The organism is Labrys sp. Lb11, from assembly GCF_057554225.1.
This window is the reverse complement of the sequence record NZ_BAAJOT010000001.1, coordinates 856,063-880,872: the sequence shown is the minus strand read 5'-3', so window position 1 is coordinate 880,872 and position 24,810 is coordinate 856,063. Positions and strand designations below refer to the sequence as shown.

Below are 24,810 nucleotides of genomic sequence, written 5' to 3'. Positions count from 1 at the left end.
GCCCCGTGCCTGCCCGCACCGGGCGGCCCCGCCGGTCTCGCACCGAGGATGCTCCATGCCCCGTATTCCCGATTACACCGCCCTGCCCGATCAGCCGCCCTTCCGCACGGGCCGGACCGTCGCGCCGGGCCCGGACGACCTTGTCGGCCCGGCCGTGCGCGGCCTCGGCGCCAGCATCGTCGGGACGGCCGACAAGACCTCCCTCCTGATCGGCGACATCGCCAAGGCCGACGCGGCGCGCCGGGCGGCGGAGCAGGAAAAGGCGCCGGAGAAGGCTGCGGCCCCGGCGCCGGCGACGGCTCCCGCACCGGCGCGCCTCGCCCCGAAGCCCGTCGCGCCGCAGCCGGCCGCGCCGGCGCAGCCGCTGACCGAGTCCCGAGCCTGGCAGCTGAGCCCCGAGGGCCAACGCCGGACCTTCGCCCTGTTCGACGATGCCAACCGATACGTCACCGACCAGCGCGCGCTCCTCGACCAGGACATTCCGCAGATCCGGGGCGACGGCGCCGGCTTCGCCGACGGGGTGTCGCAGCGCTTCGACACGGGCGCGCGCGCCCATATGGCGTCCGTCCCGGCCTATGCACGCCCGCAGGTGACGACCTATCTCGCGGCCCATGGCCGCCAGCTCGCCGCCGCGGCGAAGGCAGCCGAAAGCGAGGCGCGCGATCGCCACGCCACCGCACGCCAGGAGCGGATCGTCGAGCGGCTGGCGGCCCAGGTCGAGCGGATCCCGCACAACCCGCAGCAGCAGAGCCAGCTCCTCCTGCAGGCCGCCACCACCATCCGGTCCAACCCGGACCTTTCGCCCGAAACCCGGGCCCAGCTCCTGGCCAGGCTGGCGGACCGGGCCGCGCTCGCCAGGGGCAAGGCGATCATCGGCGACCCCGAGGCCCTCGACCAGTTCTTCAACCCGGTCGGGACGGAGGGCGTCTATCAGCGCATGCTCGGCGTCGAGAACGCGTCCGGCAATCCGGCCGCGGTCTCGCCCAAGGGCGCTCTCGGCCTGTCGCAGATCATGCCCGAGACCGCGCGCGAGATGGCGCGCGAGATGAAGCTGCCGGGCGTGGCGCATCTCGACGACCGGCAGATGGCGGGCTATTTCGCCTCGCCCGCCGGCGAGAAGGCCAATCTCGCGCTCGGCCACGGCTATTTCCGCAAGATGTTGCGCCGGTTCGGCGGCGACGTCGAGGCGGCCGTCATCGCCTACAATGCCGGACCGGGCCGCGCCGAGGCCTGGCGGCGCCAGGGCCGCGACGACACGGCGCTGCCCCGGGAAACGCTGGCCTATCGCAACGCCGTGCTCGGCGGCCCGATCGGCCCCGGCCCCGGCCCGGATGCGCGCCTCGAGATCGGACAGGATGTCGGCTCCGTCCCCGCGGCAGGGGCGCAGGACGAACCGCCCCAAACGCCCCTCGGCCCTGCCGCGGGCGCGGCCGGCCCCACCGCCCTTGTAGTGCGGCCGGGCGAGGACGTCACCAGCCTGCCGCCCGGCGCCGGCGCCATGGTGCGGAGCGCTCTCGCCGCCGGGGTGGCGCCGGAGCTGCGCATCAGGGCCGGCTCGGAGGGCCGGGTCCTCGCCGGCACGTCCCAGTCCACCCCGCTCGACACCCTGGAGGTCGACGTCACCGGCTGGAAGCCTGAGCAGAAGGCGGCGTTGATGGCGGCCGCCATCGCCGGCGGCGCCAGGGGCGTCGGCCTTCCTCCCGGCGGCCGGACGATCCGGTTCGACACCCGCCCCAGCCCGGCCTTCTGGGGCCCCAATCCGGCCGGCCCGGGCAAGGGCGCCGCGCTCGCCATGGCGCCGGACTGGGCCCGGCTCCCGCTGAAGGCCCTGTTCCACCGCGGCGAGGGCCCGCTCGGCGCCCCGGCCAACCTCGACGACGGCGGCTACAGCCACGCCGAGGCGGTGTTGCGCCGGCAGAACCCCGACGCCTCGCCCCCGGTCATCCGGGAGATGGCGACCAACACGGTGCTGCAGCAGCGCCGCAACCTGCAGGCCATGGCGGAGAAGCGGGCCGCCATCGGCCGCGGGATCGGGACCACTCTCCGGGCGCTGCGCGACACCGGGGAGGAGACCGGCGGCCCGACGGCGGACGCGGTCGCCGCGACGCTCGGCCCGGAGGCCGGGCAGGCCTATGCGGACGACCGGGTCCGGGCCCGGCGCTTCCACGCCCAGACCGGCGACTTCGCGCAGCTGCCCGCCGCCGAGATCGAACGCCGCGTCGCGCAGATGCGGCCGGTCCCCGGCGCGCCGGGCTTCGCCGCGCAGCAGCGGGACCAGGCCGAGGCCCAGGCGAAGGCCGCGCAGGTGCTGGCGCAGCGGCGCGACGATCCCGTGGCCGCTGTCGCCGACGCCCCGGCGGTGCAGGCAGCCGCCAAGGCCGTCGACCCCGCCGCCCCCGAGAGCCTCAGGCCGCTGGTCGAGGCGCGGCTGGCGGAACAGGCCCGGCTCGGCATCCCGCCCGAGTTGCAGCAGCCGCTCTCGCGGGAGGAAGCCAACGCCCTGGCCGCGCCGCTGCTCGAGGCCCTGCCCGGCCAGGAGGCCAAGGCCACCACCGACGTCGTGACCAATGTCCGGGCGGCGACGGGCGACAAGGCCGATCAAGCCGCGGTGCTGGTCCTGACCCTCGCCAATGCCGAGCTGAACCGGCGCTCGGCCGCCGAAGCCGCCCGCGAGAAGGCCGACGCCGAGGCTGCCATGCCCCGGATTCTCCCGGTCCCCGACGACGACGTGGTCGAGATGCTGATCGCGCATCCCGAGTCCGCCGCCGAGTTCAACGAGGCCTACGATCCGAACTACCGGAAGGGGGACAAGAGCTATTACGGCTTTGCCGAGAGCCTGCTGGAAGCCTGGAACTCCGGCCGCTCCAGGCTGGGCCATGCGCAGGCCGCACCGCCGAGCCAGACCCCGAAGGACCAGCCGGCAGCGGGCAACCGCTATCTCGACCGCCTCAAGCAGGACCCGAGCCGCGGCGAGGTCGGCCTCCTGCAGCGCTTCACAGCGAATGCCGGCGATGCCTGGCGCGACGGCACCCTGCTCGGGCAGGCGAACGAGAAGGAAGCCCGCTGGAGGGCGGACGATCCCGCCACCCCCGCGGCGACCCGGGCTGGCTTGGAGGACTACCTCAGTCGTATCGCTCTCGCTCGCGTCCGCTACGCCTATATGCCGGACGCCACCGGCCTATCCGAACATCTAGCGGCCTTCACCGGCCAGGCCATCGGCGGCTCCGCCTCGCCCGAATCCCTGGTCGGCGGCGTCGGCGGGCGGCTCGCCGCCCAGATCGGCAGGAGGCTCCTGGGCCGCGCCATCGGCCAGACGGTCCGGCAGGCTGTGAAGGAGGGCGAGGAAGCGGTCGTCAAGGGTGGGAGCAGGCCATCCGCCGCCGAAGCCGCCGAGAAGACCGCCGAGACCGCGACCAGGAACACCGCCGGGGCCCCGGCTCCCGACCTCAAGCAGTTGGCGAGAGACGTCGCCCTCGACCAGTCCCTCAAGGCCGGCCTCAAAGCCCTGCCGCCGGACAAGCAGCCGCCGGCCGATCCGGCCGGAGCCCCTCCCCCCGACACGTCGCCGCAGGCCGGCCAGGACAGCAAGGCCGGCGAGGCTGCCGACGGCGCCGGCGCTCCAGCCCTCACGGCCGGCGATCATCAAGTCGAGATCGATCGCCTCACCATCCTGCAGGAGGAGGCTCGGCGCGCCGGGGATCAAACTCGCGAAACGCAGTACGCCGCGGAGATCGCCACTCTCGAACAGGCGCGAGATCGCGCGGAGGGGGGCGGTGCACGACTTCCCGAAGCACCGCGCCAATCCTCGGGGTCAGGCCAGTCACCGGATCTCGAACCGCCGACGCCAGGCGCGCCGACCGAAGCGGCCAAGGCGGCTGCGTCTGCCCTGGACCACGTGCTGCAGGCCAGGCCGCCCGTCGACGGCGCCGCGCCCGATATCCGCAGCATCGTCGCCGAGCCCGGCTTTCCCCGCGCGTTCGTCGAGCAATTGCCGCCGAAGGAACGGGCTGGCCTGTTGACGGAAGACGGCGCCTTCACGCCCGAGGGCGAGGCGCGGCTGCGGGAGGGCCTCCAGGCCCACGGGGAGAATGGCCGGCAGGCATCCGCTCCAGGTCCGGCCCCGGCACTGCCAGAGGGACAGAGCATGAGCCCCACGGGCGGATCGCTCAGCGGTCCCGCCCAACCCGGCACGCCTCCCCAGGCAGCCAGCGACACCAATGCCCAGCCCCCGGCAACCGTCAACTATCAAGGAGAGATCGACCGCCTCAGTATCGAGCGGCAAACCGCCCTGCACAACAAGGATAACAGACGGGCCCATCAACTCTTCCAGCAGATCAAAAAAATGCTGGAGGATGCACGACAAGATCCCAGCTCGCCCCTAGCTCCCAACTTCGAGGACACCAAGCGCTACCCGCAATTCTCCCCTGGGGCGCGGCTCCGCCCAACGGATGAGGTTATCAGGAAATTCGAGCAGGCGGGCCATTCCCGAAAAGCTGCCTTCAGTATGGCCGCCTACGAAACAATCGAGAACCTTACTCCAGCTAATCGTAAGCTTCCGATATCCGCATTCATGAATCCAGGCCCTATGATTCCAGTCTCCTCGGGTTCAGCAGCGCCAGATGATATTGAGTTGGCAAGGAGAATTGGGGGAGTTCCAAATCATGGCTTCGCCAATATTCCTCACAATGAAGACACATCAGAACCGGTTGAGTTCGATGCAATAAGCCCTCTATACGTAGCACAAACCAAAATTTCCTTCAGAACCTACAAGCGCCTCAGAAAGCAGATTAGAAGAACATTTGAGGCAGCCCTTGCAACCAATAGAACGCCCTATTTTCAGTGCGACATAGCCTTTCCTGATAACATACTTGGAGATATAAGAAGATACGAAATTCAATACGGAATCAAAGCAGTACTAGATACTGTACCTTTATCATCAACAACTCCTTGACAAAAGGATACGTAAACAATAAAATTATAATTCTGGAAATCCAACAGAACTCAAACAATTATATTATTGGAGATGGGCACATGTTCTACATAAATCTTTGGATTACATCGACATTTGGTGAAAAATTCGACCACGAATTTGAATCCTATGAAGATGAAATGGAATTATACAATAAATATCCAAATCCGAGTGCCACCAAGGAGGAAATGGTAAATAATATTATCGGTATCTTCGAAAAGGCCGTCGGATTAGACGCGAGATTCCATAGGATCGATGATTTTGACACCGTGACCCTATCTATTAGTAAATGGTACGACAAAGTACCAAGGAATATATTCGAAAAATTGGAATCGTTCTTCCAGAATGTAGCAGCTAAATATCCAGCCTCTTATGGATCATGTCATTTATTCGGCGATGACCCCCCATTGGAGATGGAAATTTCTACCATAAAAATGGTTGGAAAAATAATTCAGAGAGAACGGGATCCATTTTTTCTTAAATACCTACCCAAATATGTCGAGCCAGAGAAATAAGTGGCCGCCCTATCATCGCCTCCTCCGGGAATGCGGTGATGGGGCCGTCCTTGCCTCTTGGTCTCCCTAAATGCCACCACACCGACATCGCAGACGCCTCTGTTGGTGGCCAGCCTCGACAGACAATTCCATAACCTCTCCGCATAGCTGATCCGCACGGGAAATCGCTCAGCACTGCCACAGGCATAGCCAACCCCACCGCCCTTGTGGTGCGGCCGGGCGAGGACGTCACCAGCCTGCCGCCCGGCGCCGGCGCCATGGTGCGGAGCGCTCTCGCCGCCGGGGTGGCGCCGGAGCTGCGCATCAGGGCCGGCTCGGAGAGCCGGGTCCTCGCCGGCACGTCCCAGTCCACCCCGCTCGACACCCTGGAGGTCGACGTCACCGGCTGGAAGCCTGAGCAGAAGGCGGCGTTGATGGCGGCCGCCATCGCCGGCGGCGCCAGGGGCGTCGGCCTTCCTCCCGGCGGCCGGACGATCCGGTTCGACACCCGCCCCAGCCCGGCCTTCTGGGGCCCCAATCCGGCCGGCCCGGGCAAGGGCGCCGCGCTCGCCATGGCGCCGGACTGGGCCCGGCTCCCGCTGAAGGCCCTGTTCCACCGCGGCGAGGGCCCGCTCGGCGCCCCGGCCAACCTCGACGACGGCGGCTACAGCCACGCCGAGGCGGTGTTGCGCCGGCAGAACCCCGACGCCTCGCCCCCGGTCATCCGGGAGATGGCGACCAACACGGTGCTGCAGCAGCGCCGCAACCTGCAGGCCATGGCGGAGAAGCGGGCCGCCATCGGCCGCGGGATCGGGACCACTCTCCGGGCGCTGCGCGACACCGGGGAGGAGACCGGCGGCCCGACGGCGGACGCGGTCGCCGCGACGCTCGGCCCGGAGGCCGGGCAGGCCTATGCGGACGACCGGGTCCGGGCCCGGCGCTTCCACGCCCAGACCGGCGACTTCGCGCAGCTGCCCGCCGCCGAGATCGAACGCCGCGTCGCGCAGATGCGGCCGGTCCCCGGCGCGCCGGGCTTCGCCGCGCAGCAGCGGGACCAGGCCGAGGCCCAGGCGAAGGCCGCGCAGGTGCTGGCGCAGCGGCGCGACGATCCCGTGGCCGCTGTCGCCGACGCCCCGGCGGTGCAGGCAGCCGCCAAGGCCGTCGACCCCGCCGCCCCCGAGAGCCTCAGGCCGCTGGTCGAGGCGCGGCTGGCGGAACAGGCCCGGCTCGGCATCCCGCCCGAGTTGCAGCAGCCGCTCTCGCGGGAGGAAGCCAACGCCCTGGCCGCGCCGCTGCTCGAGGCCCTGCCCGGCCAGGAGGCCAAGGCCACCACCGACGTCGTGACCAATGTCCGGGCGGCGACGGGCGACAAGGCCGATCAAGCCGCGGTGCTGGTCCTGACCCTCGCCAATGCCGAGCTGAACCGGCGCTCGGCCGCCGAAGCCGCCCGCGAGAAGGCCGACGCCGAGGCTGCCATGCCCCGGATTCTCCCGGTCCCCGACGACGACGTGGTCGAGATGCTGATCGCGCATCCCGAGTCCGCCGCCGAGTTCAACGAGGCCTACGATCCGAACTACCGGAAGGGGGACAAGAGCTATTACGGCTTTGCCGAGAGCCTGCTGGAAGCCTGGAACTCCGGCCGCTCCAGGCTGGGCCATGCGCAGGCCGCACCGCCGAGCCAGACCCCGAAGGACCAGCCGGCAGCGGGCAACCGCTATCTCGACCGCCTCAAGCAGGACCCGAGCCGCGGCGAGGTCGGCCTCCTGCAGCGCTTCACAGCGAATGCCGGCGATGCCTGGCGCGACGGCACCCTGCTCGGGCAGGCGAACGAGAAGGAAGCCCGCTGGAGGGCGGACGATCCCGCCACCCCCGCGGCGACCCGGGCTGGCTTGGAGGACTACCTCAGTCGTATCGCTCTCGCTCGCGTCCGCTACGCCTATATGCCGGACGCCACCGGCCTATCCGAACATCTAGCGGCCTTCACCGGCCAGGCCATCGGCGGCTCCGCCTCGCCCGAATCCCTGGTCGGCGGCGTCGGCGGCGTCGGCGGGCGGCTCGCCGCCCAGATCGGCAGGAGGCTCCTGGGCCGCGCCATCGGCCAAACGGTCCGGCAGGCTGTGAAGGACGGCGAGGAAGCGGTCATCAAGGGCGGGAGCAGGCCATCCGCCGCCGAAGCCGCCGAGAAGACCGCCGAGACCGCGACCAGGAACACCGCTGGGGCCCCGGCTCCCGACCTCAAGCAGTTGGCGAGAGACGTCGCCCTCGACCAGTCCCTCAAGGCCGGCCTCAAAGCCCTGCCGCCGGACAAGCAGCCGCCGGCCGATCCGGCCGGAGCCCCTCCCCCCGACACGTCGCCGCAGGCCGGCCAGGACAGCAAGGCCGGCGAGGCTGCCGACAGCGCCGGCGCTCCAGCCCTCACGGCCGGCGATCATCAAGTCGAGATCAATCGCCTCACCATCCTGCAGGAGGAGGCTCGGCGCGCCGGGGATCAAACTCGCGAAACGCAGTACGCCGCGGAGATCGCCACTCTCGAACAGGCGCGAGATCGCGCGGAGGGGGGCGGTGCACGACTTCCCGAAGCACCGCGCCAATCCCCGCAGCCAGGCCAGGCACCGGCTCTCGAACCGCCGACGCCCGGCGCGCCGACCGAAGCGGCCAAGGCGGCTGCGTCTGCCCTGGACCACGTGCTGCAGGCCAGGCCGCCCGTCGACGGCGCCGCGCCCGATATCCGCAGCATCGTCGCCGAGCCCGGCTTTCCCCGCGCGTTCGTCGAGCAATTGCCGCCGAAGGAACGGGCTGGCCTGTTGACGGAAGACGGCGCCTTCACGCCCGAGGGCGAGGCACGGCTGCAGGAGGGCCTCCAGGCCCATGGGGAGAATGGCCGGCCGGCATCCGCTCCAGGTCCGGCCCCGGCACTGCCAGAGGGGCAGAGCATGAGCCCCACGGGCGGATCGCTCAGCGGTCCCGCCCACCCCGGCACGCCTCCCCAGGCAGCCGGCGGCACCAATGCCCAGCCCCCGGCAGCCGTCGACTATCAAGCGGAGATCGACCGCCTCAACGCCGAGCGGCAGACAGCTCTGAACAACAAGGATAACAAACAGGCTGATCAACTCCTCCCGCAGATCGAAAAAGTGCTGGAGGAGGCGCGACAAAACCCCGGCTCGCCCCTGGCTCCCGACTTCGAGAATGCCAAGCTCTATCCGCAATTTGCACCGGGCTCGCCTCTGCGTCCAACAGACGAGGCTATCCAAAAGTTTGAGCAGGCGGGTCATCCTCGAAAGGCTGCCTTGCATCTAGCGATCTATGAGAGAGTCAACTATGTTCGCTCTGGAGAGCCTCAACTTCTCTCACCGCAGGCATTCATTAACCCAGGCCCTCTTGTGCCGGTCAACAGTGGCTCCCCAACGGCCTTTGATCAGCGACTGGCTAAACGGATCGGTGGTATAGCAAACTATGGTTTCTCCAATATTATCCACGAAAAAGGCGTCAGAGAATATGATGCAATTAGCGACAAATATATTGCACAAACGAAGACTTCGTTCGCAAGCTCACAAGAACTAAGAACTCAAATAAAGGCTACATTTGAAGCAGCCCTCACGACCAACAGGATACCATATTTTCATTGCGATAATGGATTTCCTGCCAACATAGTGCGTGATATTAGAAGGTACGAATCTCAATATGGCATAAAGGCAATTCTGGATGACAATCCGCTTCCACCACTTTAATTTTGAATAACCCGACCGAACATCCGACAGTAACGTTAACTTATATTACATTATTCAATTATAATGACAATGAAGATTTCTGTTGACATTTATGCCACGTTAACATTATCTATTTATACATATTGCAGACCATCCCCCATACACCACAGGAGTTGGAGCAATGTTTTACATTAACATTTGGATCACATCAACATTTGGGAATAAATTTGGACATGAGTATGAATCAAGTGAAGATGAAGATCTTTTAGCAAAAATATATCCAAATCCAAACCTCGCAAAGAAGGTTATGATTGATGAAATTGATCTAATTTTCAATAAAATTCTTAAATTTAATACCTCTCTCAATGTGACGGAAAATTTTCACTATGTCACACTATTTGTAAGTAAAATATATAACAAAAATCCAGAAGATATTCTCGATAAGATATCTCTATTCTTCCGTACTGTGGCGGAAAATTATCCGTCTAGCTATGGTACATGCCATCTATTCGGCGACGACCCTCCTCTTGAGAGAGAGATTGTTGTTGTTAAGGCGGTTGGAAAGATAATTTCTTGCGACAAAGATCCGTTTTTTCTTGAACATCTACCAAAATATGTCGAGCCAGAGGAATAAGTGCCAGCCCCATCATCGCCTTCTCCAGGAATGCGATGATGGGGCCATCCCTGTCTCCTGGTCTTCCTAAATACCATCCCACCGAGATCGCAGACGCATCTGTTGCTGACCAGCCTCGACAGACAATTCCATGACCTCTCCGCGTAGCTGATCCGCACGGGAAGTCGCTCAGCACTGCCACAGGCACAGCCAACCCCACCTCCCTTGTGGTGCGGCCGGGCCTGCGCGCCATGGCACAGGGCGTCCTCGTCGCTGGGGGGCGCCGGAACTGCACCTCAGGATCGGCTTCGAGACCCGGACCTTCGCCGGCACGTCCCAGCCCGCCGCCATCGACACCCTCGACGTCGACGGCTGGAAGCCGCAGCAGAAGGCGGCGCTGCAGGCCCGGCTCGGCATCCCGCCCGAGCTGCAATCGCCGATCACGATCGACGAGGCGAAGGCGTTCGTCGGCCCGCTGCTGCGGGGGCCATCGCCCGACGGCACGAACGACTTCGTCACCACGCTGCGCACCCTCGACACCGCGTTCGGCGAATATGCGCCGCGCGCGCTCGACACCGTCCTCGAAGCCGCCGGCGCCGACCCGGAAACGCGGGACGCGGCCGCGCATGTGCTGGCGCGAGTCGGCAGCCGCCGGGCGCCGCCCGAGCAGCCCGCCGTTGCCGCGGCCGGCGCCGCCACGCCGGATGCGGCAAGCACCGCGCCGCAGCCGGCCGCCACCGCCGCGCCGGACAGTCATGCCCCGTCGGCTGCTTCCCGACCCCGGCCCAACGCAAGCAGATCATGGCCGGCTTCGAGCCGCGCCCTCCGGCCAAGCCGATGCTCGACAGCGGTTCGATCGCCATGCTGATCGCGCATCCGGAGTCCGCCGCCGAGTTCAACGAGGCCTATGACCCGGACTACGAGACACACGACCAGGACAAGGACTATGACGGCCTGGCGCAGCAATTCCTCAGGGCCGAGGCCTCCGGCCGCTCCAGGCTGACCCAGCCGCCGGTCGATCCCCCGCCGAACGGGCCGCAACCACCGGATCCGCAGACGCGGGATCAGACGGAGGCCACCGCCCAGGCCGCACCGGCCTCGGGCAACCGCTACCGCGATCGCCTCCTGAAGAACCCGAGCCTCGGCGAGGTCAGCCCCTGGGATCGCGCGAAGACGAACCTCGGCTACGCCTGGGACGAGAACTCGCCCCTCGGGTCGCTGGCGCTGTGGGGTGCCCGCAGGGCGGCGGACGACCCCGACATGCCGCCGGTGTTGCGGGCCTTGCACGAAGAGGAGCTCAAGCGGGCCGCTATCGCCGGCGTTCGCTATGATCGGATGCCGCCGGCCCATGGCCCGCTCGAGATTGCGGCCGCCGGCCTCGGCCAGGTCATCGGCAGCCTCGGACCGGCGGGCCTCGTCAGGGGCGGTTTCAGGAAGGCCGCCGTCAAGATCGGCACGGAAGCCTTCGTCAGGAGCGGCTGGGGCAGGGCCATCCACCGCCGAGGCCGCCAAGGAGGTCCCGGCTCCCGGCCTCGGGGGGCCGGCGAGAGCCGCTGCGGTCGGCCAAGCCGCCGGGGCCCTCCTGGACGCACAACAGGTCGAGACCGGCTCTCGACAGGACGACGGGCTCCAGGGCACGCTGTTGGCACCATTCACGAAGGGTGCCGACGAACCCACCGTCACCCCGCCGGTGGCGGAGCCCGCCCGACCTGCCGATGAACAGCCGGCAGTCAATCCGGCCGGAGCCCCTCGCCCACCGAATCCGCCTCCGGGGGCCATACCACCGCTGCCTCCCGGACAAGAGGGGACACAGCCAGCAATCCGCGTCGACGATCCACGGCAGAACCGCGCCCCTCCGCCTGAAACATCACCGCCGGCCGGTCCGGGCAGCAAGGCCCGCGAAACAACCGGCGGCGCCGGCGCTCCAGCCCTCACCGCCATCGACTATGACTGGGAAATCAGTCGCCTCAACAACCTCCGGCAAGAGGCTCTGCGTACCGGCGACCAGAATCGCGCCAATCAATACAGCACGGAGATCGCCAACCTCGAGTGGGAGAGGGACGGCGGCGGTTCACAGCCTCGCGATCCGTCGCGCCAATCCCCGCCGCCAGGCCAGACGCCGGATCTCGCACCGCCCCCGTCCGGCGCGCCGACCGAAGCGGCCAAGACGGTGGCGTCCGCCCTGGACCGCGTGTTGCAGGCCAGGCCGCCTGTCGACGGCGCCGCGCCGGATATCGCCAGCATCGTCGCCGAGCCGGGCTTTCCCCGCGCCTTCGTCGAGCAGTTGCCGCCAGAGGAACGCTCCGGCCTGCTGACGGAAGACGGCGCCTTCACGCCCGAGGGCGAGGCGCAGCTGCGGGAGGGCCTCCAGGCCCACGGGGAGAATGGCTGGCCGGCACACACTCCAACTCCGGCCCCGGAGCCGCCAGTTGGACCGGCCGTGGGGCCTGCGGGTGGACCGCCCAGCGATCTCGCCCAACCCGGCACGCCTTCCCCGGCAGCCGGCGGCACCAATGCCCAGCCCCCGGCGGCCGTCGACTATCAAGGAGAGATCGACCGCCTCAACGCCGAGCGGCAGGCCGCTCTGAACAACAAGGATAACAAACGAGCTGATCAACTCCTCCCACAGATCGAAAAAGTGCTGGAGGAGGCGCGACAAAACCCCGGCTCGCCCCTGGCTCCCGACTTCGAGGATGCCAAGCTCTACCCGCAATTCGCCCCCGGGGCGCGGCTCCATCCAACCTATGAGACTATCAGGAAATTCGAGCAGGCGGGCCATTCCCGAAAGGCCGCCTTCAGTATGGCAGCCTATGAGACAATTGAGAAACTTGCTCCCGGTGAGCGTATTCTTCCGATACCCGCATTCATAAATCCTGGCCCTATAGTTCCAGTTTCTACTGGCACCGACGCAATTAGCGACAACAGGCTAGCCGCACGAACTGGCGGTCAAGCAAATCATGGATTCGCAAACATTCGCCACGATCTCGGCATCGTTGAACTTGACAGCATTACTTACATGTATGTTTGCCAGACAAAATGGTCATTCAACAAAAAGAAAAGCCTAAGAACACAGATTAAAAAGACTATAGAAATAGCCATCGCGACAGGCCGAACGCCGTATTTTCATAGCGAAACTGGATTTTCCTCAAAAACAAGAGCGAAAATAAGAGAATATGAGATGAGATACGGAATCAATGTAGTTCTTGATGACACACCATTTCCACCCAATTAGACATTGACAAATCGACAGAAATGATAAGATAATTATATTCATCGAAATTTTACAAACACCCCGCAATCTTCACGGGAGACGACGCAATGCCTCACTACAATCTTTGGCTTACAACAACATTCGGCAGAAAATTCGGACATGAGTATATGTCTGATGAGGATGAACATTTGGAAGATGTCGAGTACCCTGCCCCTCCATCCAAACATGTTAGCAATATGATAAATGATATAAAAGAAATTTACAATAAAAATATCCCCATCTCCGATAAATTTGACTATAATGATAATCTTGATGAAGTAACATTTTCACTTAACGTAATATTAAACCATCTACCAAGAGATATATTTGAAAGAACAGAAGCATTTTTTCGTTTTGTCGCAGAAAAATATCCAGCATCGTATGGAACTTGTTACATGTTTGGTGATGAACCGCCGTTAGAAGACGAAATTGTTGTCGTGAAAATGGTTGGTAAAATAATTCAGAGAAAACGAGATCCGTTCTTTCTTAAATATCTACCAAAATACGTCGAGCCAGAGGAATGATTGCCCGACGCCCCGCCATCGCGGCTCTCCGGAAATGCGATGGTGGGGCCTTCTTCGCCTCTTGGTCCCGCCGAATGCCGTCTGCCGACGTCGCACACGCATCCATTGGTACCGACCTCGACGGGCGGCTCCATAACCTCCCCGCATAACCGAACGCGCCCCAAACGCCCCTCGGCAATGCCGGCGCGGCCGGCCCCACCGCCCTTGTAGTGCGGCCGGGCGAGGACGTCAGCAGCCTGCCGCCCGGCGCCGGCGCCATGGTGCGGAGCGCCCTCGCCGCCGGGGTGGCGCCGGAGCTGCGCATCAGGGCCGGCTCGGAGAGCCGGGTCCTCGCCGGCACGTCCCAGTCCACCCCGCACGACACCCTGGAGGTCGACGTCACCGGCTGGAAGCCTGAGCAGAAGGCGGCGTTGATGGCGGCCGCCATCGCCGGCGGCGCCAGGGGCGTCGGCCTTCCTCCCGGCGGCCGGACGATCCGGTTCGACACCCGCCCCAGCCCGGCCTTCTGGGGCCCCAATCCGGCCGGCCCCGGCAAGGGCGCCGCGCTCGCCATGGCGCCGGACTGGGCCCGGCTCCCGCTGAAGGCCCTGTTCCACCGCGGCGAAGGCCCGCTCGGCGCCCCGGCCGACCTCGACGACGGCGGCTACAGCCACGCCAAGGCGGTGTTACGCCGGCAGAACTCCGACGCCTCTCAGAATTCAAAATAAAATAAAGGCAAGGCGATAATCCCAGATTTATTAAATAACAAAAACCGCCAATTACTCCACTATTACATCTATATTCAAATAAACACCACCAGGCTCTTATCCAAAATCCGAAATAATCAGATTTTTTAATTGACAATATAATTTTATGTTGAAATACACTCACTGTGGCCAATATCGTATTTTACAATGCCACGAACCATCAGCACCCATTCACCATAATATGAGGGAAATTTGAAAATGAGAGTATTTGCAAATACCAATTGGTTGTCGGGTTCGGGCCAGCGTCTTATGGTCGAGCATGTTGGACAAAACCATGTTGGTATTTTGGTGAAACGCGGAGCCGGTAGCGCGGTTGACGTACGCTCAACCCGCCTAATTCTGGTACGCGATCCATCCATGTCGACGGGCTATCGCATTCAAACAGGGTTTCCAATCGAGCCATGACCAATGACTTTGAAACTTTGAGACAACTATTCGCCTCCTATCTCCATCAAGATTTTGTCGAAGAATTCGGCTCTGACACAGAAGCCATCCAAGCGATGGTGAACCTCGAATTGAGAGAACGGACTCAAAAAGCATCGATTGAGTTACAAAACCTCCTCCATCTCAACATGAGCGACACCGAACTCGGTAACTTTACAACTGATAAGCTTGGATGCTTCTTCGATCCATCCTCAAACGGCCAAACTTACCACGAGTGGCTGGCGAGCGTCTTGAAACATATGACATCGAGTGTAAGATAAGGGGCCGGAAGGGAATAGGCGAATCGGTTGGGCTTTTTGGTGATGTCGTGGGATTCCTGTCGGAGGCAGAGTGTCGTATCGTAGGGGATGATTGACGAAGTTTCCCTGCGCAAGCGCCAGTCTGCGCTTCTGCGGCACCTTGACGAACGGCAACGGCGGTTGTTTGCGGCCAGCGAGGCGAAGGCGGCCGGTCATGGCGGCATAGCGGCGGTTTCGCGTGTGACGGGCATCGCGCCGAGTACGATCGGGCGCGGGTTGAAGGACATCGCGGCTCCTGCGTCCCTGCCGGAAGGTCGCGTTCGTCGCCCGGGCGGCGGACGCAAGTCACTGGTTGAGAAAGCCCCCCAGTTGCTCCTTGATCTGCTGGGGCTGGTCGAGCCGGGCGCGCGCGGGGATCCGATGTCGCCGCTGCGCTGGACCTGCAAGAGCACCCGTCGCTTGGCCGCTCAACTCGGGGAACTCGGCCACAAAGTCAGCCACACGGTGGTCGGAGAGTTGCTGAAGGCGGAAAAGTTCAGCTTGCAGGCCAATCGCAAAACCCTGGAAGGCGCGGACCATCCCGACCGCGACGCTCAGTTCCAAATGGTCAACGCCGCGGTCAAGACCGCTTTGGCGGACCAGCAGCCGGTCATCTCGGTCGATACGAAGAAGAAGGAACTGGTCGGCGGCTTCAAGAACGCCGGCCGGGAATGGCGGCCCCGAGGCGATCCCGAGACGGTGCGCGTGCACGACTTTCTCATCCAGGAACTGGGGCGCGCCATTCCCTATGGCGTTTACGACCTCGCCGCCAACGCGGGCTGGGTGAGTGTCGGCATGGACAATGACACCGCGGCTTTCGCCGCGCAGACCATCCGCCGATGGTGGCGGGAGGTCGGCTGCTGTCGCTATCCCCTGGCCAGGCGCCTGGTCATCACCGCCGATGGTGGCGGCAGCAACGCCTCGCGCGGACGCCTTTGGAAGCTTGAATTGCAGCGCCTCGCCGATGAACTGGGTCTCTCGATCGAAGTGCACCACCTCCCGCCGGGAACAAGCAAGTGGAACAAGATCGAGCACCGCCTGTTCTCGTTCATCACCCAAAATTGGCGCGCGCACCCTCTCGTCAGCTATCGCGTCATCGTCGATCTGATCGCCTCGACAACCACGAAGACCGGGTTGACGGTCCTGTGTGAACTCGACACCAACACATATCCCAAAGGCATCGCCGTCTCCGACGCCGACTGGCAAAACATCAACATCCGCCGCCACGATTTCCACGGCGAATGGAATTATACAATCGACCCATCAACCCAAATACCAGAAGCGGTTATTTCCTGACAGGCCCTAAGATGCGATAGCCCAACGTCCCACGCCCCACCGACAAGTTCTCCAATACGGGAGGCCAATGGGCCGTCCGGGCGGAATGATCCGGCCGCGGCAGCCCATGTCCGTGCCATCCGCAACCGTTTGCTGACCGGGGGGGAAGATCGGCGCCAAGTACAAATTGGCCAATCCCGAGAAATTAACCACAATCAGAGTTTCACCAATCGAGATATTGCCCTTCGAAGAAGCGAAGGAGACAAGCCTGTCTATATCGGGAAACGATACAGGGAGATATTATGAATGAGAACATTTGCTAATGTCGGTATCGTACCGATCGAAAACTTAGAACACACTGCGAACATTCTTGGTTCAGTGTTAGATTTGGAATTCACAAGAGATCTAGATGGAGAATTCGAGGAGTTTCCTGCCTATGCGGCAGAAAAGAACGGACTTAGATACGCTTTACTTGGAATTCCCGAGCAAAAATATGACCTCAGAGAGGAAAAGACGAATTATTAGCATATAATGATCGACCATTTGTATCAAAGCTTCGGGTAAAAATACAACTATATTACCGACGAAATTGTATAAATAATTTCAAAGGACGGTCAACTGTCATGCTACTTACTTGATTGACAGAATCTACATCAGAGCGTTTTCAGAAAACTCAGAATCGAAGGGGATTCCAAAGAACGTGTTGAATTCCCAGATGTTGTGCCGGTGATGCGTTTTTGCCGCTGCGGCGGTGCATGGGAAGATGGCACGAGCGTACAGTCAGGATTGCGTAACAGGGTGATTGAGGCGGCCCAGTCTGGAATGTCCGCGTGCCGGGCGGCGGCACGGTTCGACATCGGGGCGAGCACGGCGATTGTCTGGGTTGGGCGCATTCGGCCGGGAAGGACTCGAGAGAACGACCGCATCCGCTCGCACTTGGCTTCCAACCGCTCCGGCTACGATCCTTCTTCGCCTCTTTTGAAAAGCGAGTGGGTTGAGGCTGCCGATCTGGCGGCCTGAGGACGAGCCGACGTCCATCCCTTTGTTTCACCGGAGAGACCATCCCTCCGTCCCGACCTGCCTCCCCCGAGACAAGACGGTGATCGGCGGTCAAGGATGGCCATCGGCCACCGCGCAGCGGCGCGAAGCGTCCTTGATGACCGAGCGCCGCCTTGCCATCCTGGGTGCAGGTGGGGCTCGGGAGGCGAGTGCGCGCGTGCAGAACCAACTCTTTGAAGCGGCCTTGGGCATTGCCAAGCCGTGGTACGTCAATGGCGTCGATTTCGATGCGGCCGAGAAGACGCTGACGATCGGCGTCGATTTCGTCGCCGGCACACGGTTTCCGGCGCCCGGTGTGGCGGGCGTCCATCCGGTCCACGACACCCAGATCAAGCGCCTGCGGCATCTCAATTTCTTCCAGCATGAATGCTTCCTGGAAGTCAGAACGCCGCGGGTGAAGCTGCCCGACGGGCGGGTCGTCCAAGTCGAACCCGACTGGTTCGGCAAGCTTGCGGGGTTCACGCTGTTGTTCGAGGCGCTGGTGCTGGCCATGGCCCAGCAGATGACCTTCGCCGCCGTGGCCAGGCTGGTCGGCTGCTCCTGGCATCGCGTCCGTGCGATCTGTTCGCGCCATGTCGATCTCGCCCTGGCCGAGGCCGACCTCTCGGCGGTGACCGCCGTGGCGATCGACGAGACGTCCTGCCGGCGCGGCCACAATGACCTGACCATCGCCGCCGACATGGAAGAACGCAAGGTGGTGTTCGCCACCGAGGGCAAGGACGCCAAGACCGTAGCCGCCTTCGCCGAACACCTGACTGCGCACCAAGGAACGCCCGAGCAGGTCCGGTCGGTGAGCATCGACATGTCGCCGGCCTTCATCAAAGGCGTGGACGAGCATTTGCCCAATGCCCGGATCACCTTCGACAAATTCCACGTCGTCGCCCATGCCTCCGACGCCGTCGACCAGATGCGACGTCTCGAACAGCGCACCGACCCAAGCCTCAAAGGGCTGCGCTGGACGCTGCTCAAGGACCGCGATCGCCTCTCTGACGAAGGTCGCGCCGATCTCGACAGCCTGATCGCCCAGGCTGCCACCAAGCGCACGGCGCGGGCCTGGCTCCATCGCGAGCATCTTCGCGATATCCTCGACCGCAAGCAGATCAACGTCGTCTCCGCCATGCTCAAGCAGTGGTGCACCAATGTCCTGCGCTCCAAGGTCGAACCGATGAAGGACGTCGCCCGAATGGTCCGCAAGCACTTCGACGGCATCGTCGCCTGGCCCCAAACCCGCCAGATCAACGGCTTCATCAAGGCTCTGAACGGCCTCTTCCAGGCCGCCAAACGCAAGGCCCGCGGCTACACGCGTTTCACGACCAGGCGAACCGTTCTCTTCCTGATCGCCAGAAAACTCGACTTCACGCGGATCAACCCGCATGCAGCATAACCCACTCAAAATTCAAAAGAGCCCGGAGACGAAACAATGACCTACCTCAATATTTGGATTGCGTCAACTTTTGGTAAGAAATTTGACCATGAATACATAATAGACGAAGAAGAATCTTTGGATAATAGAGAAAATCCAGGAGATATTTTAGAAAAAACAGGAATAATTATAAGTGACATTAATGCAATTTACAACAATACCATTAAATTCTTTACTGATCTTAATTATACGGACAACCTTGGCGAGATAGCGTTTTCGCTCAACATAATGCCAAACCACCTTCCTGTAGATATTTTCGAGAGAGTTGAAGAATTTTTTCGTCTTGTTGCAAAAAAATACCCAGCTTCATACGGAAATTGCTATATGTTTGGTGATGAACCTCCCCTGAAAATGGAAGTCGTCGCCATAAGGATGGTCGGAAAGACAATTTTCCGAGAGATAGACCCGTTTTTTCTTAAGTATCTACCCAAATATGTCGAGCCAAAAGAATGATTACCTGACGACTCGGCCATCGTCCCCCTCAGGAATGCGATGGCCGGGCCTTCTTCGCCTTTTGGCCCTGCCGAACACCGTCCGCCGACATCGCGCAGACGCATCTGTTGGCTACCAGCCTCGACAATTCCATGACCTCTCCGCGTAGCTGATCCGCCCAGGAACCTGCTCAGCACTGCCACAGGTACAGCCAACTCCACTGCCCTGGTGGTGAAGCCGGGCGATGACGTCAGCAGCCTGCCGCCCGGCGCCGGCGCCATGGCGCTGAGCGCCCTCGCCGCCGGAGTGGCGCCGGAGCTGCGCATCAAGGCGGGCTCGGAGAGCCGGGTCCTCGCCGGCACGTCCCAGCCCACCGCCATCGACACCCTCGACGTCGACCGCTGGAAGCCGCAGCAGAGGGCGGCGCTGATCGCGGCCGTCGGCGGCGGCGCCAGGGGCGTCGGCCTTCCTCCCGGCGCCCGGGCGATCCGGTTCGACACCCGTCCCAGCCCGGCCTTCTGGGGTCCCAATCCGGCCGGCCCCGGCAAGGGCGCCGCGCTCGCCATGGCGCCGGACTGGGCCCAGCTTCCGCTGAAGGCCCTGTTCCACCGCGGCGAGGGCCCGCTCGGCGCCCCGGCCAGCCTCGACGACGGCAGGGCTACAGCCACGTCGAGGCGGCAATCCGCCGGCAGAACCCCGACGCCTCTCAGAATTCAAAATAAAATAAAGGCAAGGCGGTAATCCCAGATTTATCAAATGGCAAAGAATGCCAATTACTCAAATATTACATTTATATTCAAATAAATACCACCAGGCTCTTACCCAAAATCATCAGATTTTTTAATTGACCATATAATTTTATGTTAAAATACACTTGCTATAGCCAATATCATATTTTACAATGCCACGAACCATCAGCACCCATTCACCATAATATGAGGGAAATTTGAAAATGAGAGTATTTGCAAATGTTGTAATTATATCTGTCACGGACCTAAAACACACGGACGACATTCTTGGATCCGTTTTAGATCTAAATTTTACGAAAGATACTAGCGGGTATTACGAAGAATATCCGACATATGAGGCAGAAAAATTTGGGCTATACTATGCGTTGCTAGGAAACGAAGAGACAAATTATAATACGCAAAATCAACAAGAAAATGAATATTCTCTGATAGTGAGGCCCGCTGAAACTATATTAGAATCATCAAATACGTACATCTCCGGCGAGATCGCGTCGCTCATCTCGAAGGACGGGCGACTGTCGTGCCGCCCACTCCCCGATCCGGACTTCTCGTCCCTGGAAGAGCCGTAAAGGCGCGAATACGGCGGCTTCTGACGCGTGAAACATTAGGCGAGGTGTCGGCGGCCGGATAATCCAATGATCCGGCCCGACCTTCTAGGCCCCAACCCGGCCGCCCCCTCCCGGCAAGGGCGCCGCGCTCGCCAAGGCACCAGAGCACTTGTTGCGCCGCCTTCGGTCTGCCGGCCCAGCGGGCCTTCGAGGCCAACAGCGCCCGGGCCCGGCGCTTCCACGCCCAGACCGGCGACTTCGCGCAGCTGCCCGCCGCCGAGATCGACCGCCGCGTCGCGCAGATGCGGCCGGTCCCCGGCGCGCCGGGCTTCGCCGCGCAGCAGCGGGACCAGGCCGAGGCCCAGGCCAAGGCCGCTCAGGTGCTGGCGCAGCGGCGCGGCGATCCCGTGGCCGCCGTCGCCGACGCCCCGGCGGTGCAGGCGGCCGCCAAGACCGTCGACCCCGCCGCCCCCGAGAGCCTCAGGCCGCTGGTCGAGGCGCGGCTGGCGGAACAGGCCCGGCTCGGCATCCCGCCCGAGCTGCAGCAGCCGCTCTCGCGGGAGGAAGCCAACGCCCTGGCCGCGCCGCTGCTCGAGGCCCTGCCCGGCCAGGAGGCCAAGGCCACCACCGACGTCATGACCAATGTCCGGGCGGCGACGGGCGACAGGGCCGATCAAGCCGCGGTGCTGGTCCTGACTCTCGCCAATGCCGAGCTGAACCGGCGCTCGGCCGCCGAAGCCGCCCGCGAGAAGGCCGACGCCGAGGCTGCCATGCCCCGGATTCTCCCGGTCCCCGACGACGACGTGGTCGAGATGCTGATCGCGCATCCCGAGTCCGCCGCCGAGTTCAACGAGGCCTACGATCCGAACTACCGGAAGGGGGACAAGGGCTATTACGGCTTTGCCGAGAGCCTGCTGGAAGCCTGGAACTCCGGCCGCTCCAGGCTGGGCCATGCGCAGGCCGCACCGCCGAGCCAGACCCCGAAGGACCAGCCGGCAGCGGGCAACCGCTATCTCGACCGCCTCAAGCAGGACCCGAGCCGCGGCGAGGTCGGCCTCCTGCAGCGCTTCACAGCGAATGCCGGCGATGCCTGGCGCGACGGTACCCTGCTCGGACTGGCTGACGAGGAGATAACCCGCCGGCAGGTGGACGATCCCAACACGCCCGCGGCCGTCCGAGCCGACATGGAGGACGCCCTCAGCCGCATCGGCCTCGCTCGCGTCCGCTACGCCTATATGCCGGACGCCACCGGCCTATCCGAACATCTCGCGGCCTTCACCGGCCAGGCCATCGGCGGCTCCGCCTCGCCCGAGTCCCTGGTCGGCGGCGTCGGCGGGCGGCTCGCCGCCCAGATCGGCAGGAGGCTCCTGGGCCGCGCCATCGGCCAAACGGTCCGGCAGGCTGTGAAGGACGGCGAGGAAGCGGTCGTCAAGGGCGGGAGCAGGCCATCCGCCGCCGAAGCCGCCGAGAAGACCGCCGAGACCGCGACCAGGAACACCGCCGGGGCCCCGGCTCCCGACCTCAAGCAGTTGGCGAGAGACGTCGCCCTCGACCAGTCCCTCAAGGCCGGCCTCAAAGCCCTGCCGCCGGACAAGCAGCCGCCGGCCGATCCGGCCGGAGCCCCTCCCCCCGACACGTCGCCGCAGGCCGGCCAGGACAGCAAGGCCGGCGACGGCGCCGGTGCTCCAGCCCTCACGGCCGGCGATCATCAAGTCGAGATCGATCGCCTCACCATCCTGCAAGAGGAGGCTCGGCGCGCCGGGGATCAAACTCGCGAAACGCAGTACGCCGCGGAGATCGCCACTCTCGAACAGGCGCGAGATCGCGCGGAGGGGGGCGGTGCACGACTTCCCGATGCACCGCGCCAATCCCCGCAGCCAGGCCAGGCACCGGATCTCGAACCGCCGACGCCCGGCGCGCCGACCGAAGCGGCCAAGGCGGCGGCGTCTGCCCTGGACCACGTGCTGCAGGCCAGGCCCCCCGTCGACGGCACCGCCCCGGATATCGCCAGCATCGTCGCCGAGCCGGGCTTCCCGCGCGCCTTCGTCGAGCAATTGCCGCTGGAGGAACGGGCTGGCCTGTTGACGGAAGACGGCGCCTTCACGCCCGAGGGCGAGGCACGGCTGCAGGAGGGCCTCCAGGCCCATGGGGAGAATGGCCGGCAGGCATCCGCTCCAGGTCCGGCCCCGGCACTGCCAGAGGGACAGAGCATGAGCCCCACGGGCGGATCGCTCAGCGGTCCCGCCCAACCCGGCACGCCTCCCCAGGCAGACGACGGCACCAATGCCCAGAGTGGCAATGTCGGAGGTGACGAAACGGCTCAGCGCCCCCAATCTTCCCCAAAGCCCACCGACCAGCAACCACCGTTACCTTCCAATTTCAAGCAGCACGGAAGAGGCGTAACCAATCCGGAAATTCCCATGTTGAAACCACCTCCTACCCCTCAAGGCTGGACACGAGCCGACTTCGGGCGCAAACTTGTTGAGTGGGGGAGCGGACCAGAAGGAGCAATTAATCGAGCCACACAAATCAACACGGAATCTGTGAGAAAAATGAGGGAAAAAGGATTAACCAAAGAAGATACCATATTTTGGCTCAACGTTTACATAAACGATTTCAAAAGAAACAGAAACAACCTTACTGCCAAAGAACGATCAACTCTCATGGCAAAAATTCTGGAACATTGGGGCGAGTAACATGACCACATCACACAGCATTGCGTTTGTAAACGAATCTGACAAGGAAGTGCTTTTTTACACAGAACCGCACGGCGAGGAGTATCGAATAAAGCCCAAGAATACCATTACAATACTAGCGAACAATGGAGAAAGCCACGATCGCATGGAAATTTGCTATGTACGAGACGGAGTATTTACTGTCGGCTGGGAAGGGGATGGAGACGAAATTGTCTTCATGCAAGAGGACAGGAAGATGGAACCCTTTGAGTAATAGGCGATCCCCGCAACGATCTACGCTTATAGAAATTCCAGATATTCATTTTTCGGAGAGCACTCTGTAATTGTCCAGCCCCTTCACCACAATCTGCGCCAAGTACAAATGAGACAATCAAATCAAGCCAAACCGTCAGCCCCCCCCAATCGCCCCCAAGGGAATGATGTCAAATTCGGACAACGATTCATCCAAAACATTGCTTCTGGGAAAGGAGTATGACGACGATCTCCGAGAAAATCTTCTACATGCCCTCAAAGAACTAAACGCATCGATTCACAAGAAGAATCATTACGTTTCAGGATCCCAAGATTTAGAAATCGTTGAATTTATAATCGACAATGAGATAATTGTGATGGAAAGCGAAACATTCATTGGACTGCCCATATCAGGTTCCAGCAAAATTCTTAGAAAGATATTGTTGAAACTTAATAATAAAAATAACTAAATACATCGAATCAGGAAAATCATCGCCTAACCACCCCGCCATCGCGCACATCAGATATGCGATGACGGAGCGCCTCTTTGCCATGGTTGCTCGCGAGCCCTCTAATCGCCCCCCTCATAGACTCCGCCTTAAGGAGAGATGAGAGCCGGCTCTTCCATTCGGCCATCGGATACCCTCAGAACAAGCTGGCCTATAGCGGGATCGATGATATAGCCCTTCTGGCTGGGTATTTAATGGTGGCAATTGCCGGAAATCATGGTTTTGAGGATGGCAACAAAAGGACTGGATACGCTGCGGCTCTCATGTTTCTCGATTTGAATGGCTTCCAACTAGAGTTGGGAGATGACACATCGGTTGGTAAAGCTCTTGAGATGGTACTAAACCATTCTATGGATGAAGACGAGTTTGTTGAAATATTCGTGGATGGCGTCGCGCCGAAGCCGTGATCTTCTTGGCTAGGTGACAATCCGACTGATCCTCTAGCCTTCTCCACCCCACATCCCCCCCCCAAAGCCGCCCTCCCCGGGCGGCTTTTTTCATTTGGAGCCGCCATGGCAGGACCCGCCTCGATCACGCTGTTCCGCAGCGAGGACGCGACAATCAACATCTCAATCCTGGCCCGGCAGGCAGCGCGCGTGCTGGCCGCGGCGCTGGACGGCGCCACGGTGCGGCTGCTGATGCGCCGCTACCCGGAGACCGGCGCGCCGCTGTTCCAGATCGCCAGCGGCACGCCGATCGGCGGCATCCGGCTCGACGTCGTCGCCGACGGCGTCTGCCGCCTCGTCCTGCCCAAGACCTTCTGGGCCGACAAGCCGGCGCGGCGCTTCAGCGTCGAATGCTTCCTCGAATCCCCCGCCGGCACCCAGCGCGTCGGCGAAGTCCTGCTCGACGTGACGGAGTGA

18 protein-coding genes are annotated in these 24,810 nt (G+C 62.5%); all 18 read left to right on the top strand.

Annotation, left to right across the window (positions count from 1 at the left end):
* Nucleotides 1–55 precede the first annotated feature (55 nt).
* The 18 genes from AC27L4_RS04135 to AC27L4_RS04050 all read left to right on the top strand — a co-directional run bounded on the left by AC27L4_RS04135 (nt 56) and on the right by AC27L4_RS04050 (nt 24,810).
* Nucleotides 56–4,951, top strand: a complete 4,896-nt coding sequence (locus AC27L4_RS04135; protein WP_487140676.1) for a transglycosylase SLT domain-containing protein — start codon at nt 56–58, stop codon at nt 4,949–4,951.
* An 80-nt stretch (nt 4,952–5,031) separates the two neighbouring features.
* The gene (locus AC27L4_RS04130; protein ID WP_487140675.1) at nt 5,032–5,484 is read left to right on the top strand and encodes a hypothetical protein; all 453 of its coding nucleotides are present in this window, start codon (nt 5,032–5,034) and stop codon (nt 5,482–5,484) included.
* 257 nt (nt 5,485–5,741) lie between these two features.
* Nucleotides 5,742–9,191: a restriction endonuclease fold toxin gene (locus AC27L4_RS04125; protein WP_487140674.1), complete on the top strand. Its 3,450-nt coding sequence runs from the start codon at nt 5,742–5,744 to the stop codon at nt 9,189–9,191.
* A gap of 160 nt (nt 9,192–9,351) precedes the next feature.
* The gene (locus AC27L4_RS04120) at nt 9,352–9,804 is read left to right on the top strand and encodes a hypothetical protein (RefSeq protein WP_487140673.1); all 453 of its coding nucleotides are present in this window, start codon (nt 9,352–9,354) and stop codon (nt 9,802–9,804) included.
* A 780-nt stretch (nt 9,805–10,584) separates the two neighbouring features.
* Complete coding sequence (locus tag AC27L4_RS04115) at nt 10,585–11,502, top strand: hypothetical protein (protein WP_487140672.1); 918 nt, start codon at nt 10,585–10,587, stop codon at nt 11,500–11,502.
* On the top strand, nt 11,426–13,015 hold the full coding sequence (locus AC27L4_RS04110) for a restriction endonuclease fold toxin (protein ID WP_487140671.1): 1,590 nt from the start codon (nt 11,426–11,428) through the stop codon (nt 13,013–13,015). The genes AC27L4_RS04115 and AC27L4_RS04110 overlap by 77 nt, the downstream gene beginning before the upstream one ends.
* Nucleotides 13,016–13,101: 86 nt before the next feature.
* Entirely contained in the window at nt 13,102–13,557 is a 456-nt protein-coding gene (locus AC27L4_RS04105; protein ID WP_487140670.1) for a hypothetical protein, read from the top strand.
* A gap of 257 nt (nt 13,558–13,814) precedes the next feature.
* Nucleotides 13,815–14,264 (top strand): hypothetical protein, encoded by a 450-nt coding sequence (locus AC27L4_RS04100; protein ID WP_487140669.1) that lies wholly within the window; start codon nt 13,815–13,817, stop codon nt 14,262–14,264.
* A 237-nt stretch (nt 14,265–14,501) separates the two neighbouring features.
* Complete coding sequence (locus AC27L4_RS04095; protein ID WP_487140668.1) at nt 14,502–14,708, top strand: RNase A-like domain-containing protein; 207 nt, start codon at nt 14,502–14,504, stop codon at nt 14,706–14,708.
* Nucleotides 14,705–15,007, top strand: coding sequence for a contact-dependent growth inhibition system immunity protein (locus AC27L4_RS04090; RefSeq protein WP_487140667.1), 303 nt, complete (start codon nt 14,705–14,707; stop codon nt 15,005–15,007). The genes AC27L4_RS04095 and AC27L4_RS04090 overlap by 4 nt, the downstream gene beginning before the upstream one ends.
* A gap of 87 nt (nt 15,008–15,094) precedes the next feature.
* Nucleotides 15,095–16,321 (top strand): ISAzo13 family transposase, encoded by a 1,227-nt coding sequence (locus AC27L4_RS04085; RefSeq protein WP_487140666.1) that lies wholly within the window; start codon nt 15,095–15,097, stop codon nt 16,319–16,321.
* A 285-nt stretch (nt 16,322–16,606) separates the two neighbouring features.
* Complete coding sequence (locus tag AC27L4_RS04080) at nt 16,607–16,825, top strand: hypothetical protein (protein WP_487140665.1); 219 nt, start codon at nt 16,607–16,609, stop codon at nt 16,823–16,825.
* A 691-nt stretch (nt 16,826–17,516) separates the two neighbouring features.
* On the top strand, nt 17,517–18,743 hold the full coding sequence (locus tag AC27L4_RS04075; RefSeq protein WP_487140974.1) for an ISL3 family transposase: 1,227 nt from the start codon (nt 17,517–17,519) through the stop codon (nt 18,741–18,743).
* Between the two features lie 36 nt (nt 18,744–18,779).
* Nucleotides 18,780–19,235: a hypothetical protein gene (locus tag AC27L4_RS04070; RefSeq protein ID WP_487140664.1), complete on the top strand. Its 456-nt coding sequence runs from the start codon at nt 18,780–18,782 to the stop codon at nt 19,233–19,235.
* Nucleotides 19,236–19,445: 210 nt separating this feature from the next.
* Nucleotides 19,446–19,955: a hypothetical protein gene (locus AC27L4_RS04065; protein ID WP_487140663.1), complete on the top strand. Its 510-nt coding sequence runs from the start codon at nt 19,446–19,448 to the stop codon at nt 19,953–19,955.
* Between the two features lie 858 nt (nt 19,956–20,813).
* Nucleotides 20,814–23,207 carry a DUF4951 domain-containing protein gene (locus tag AC27L4_RS04060; protein WP_487140662.1) on the top strand — a complete coding sequence of 798 codons (2,394 nt, stop codon included), beginning with the start codon at nt 20,814–20,816 and terminating at the stop codon, nt 23,205–23,207.
* A gap of 778 nt (nt 23,208–23,985) precedes the next feature.
* Nucleotides 23,986–24,354 carry a type II toxin-antitoxin system death-on-curing family toxin gene (locus AC27L4_RS04055; protein ID WP_487140661.1) on the top strand — a complete coding sequence of 123 codons (369 nt, stop codon included), beginning with the start codon at nt 23,986–23,988 and terminating at the stop codon, nt 24,352–24,354.
* Between the two features lie 105 nt (nt 24,355–24,459).
* The gene (locus AC27L4_RS04050; protein ID WP_487140660.1) at nt 24,460–24,810 is read left to right on the top strand and encodes a hypothetical protein; all 351 of its coding nucleotides are present in this window, start codon (nt 24,460–24,462) and stop codon (nt 24,808–24,810) included.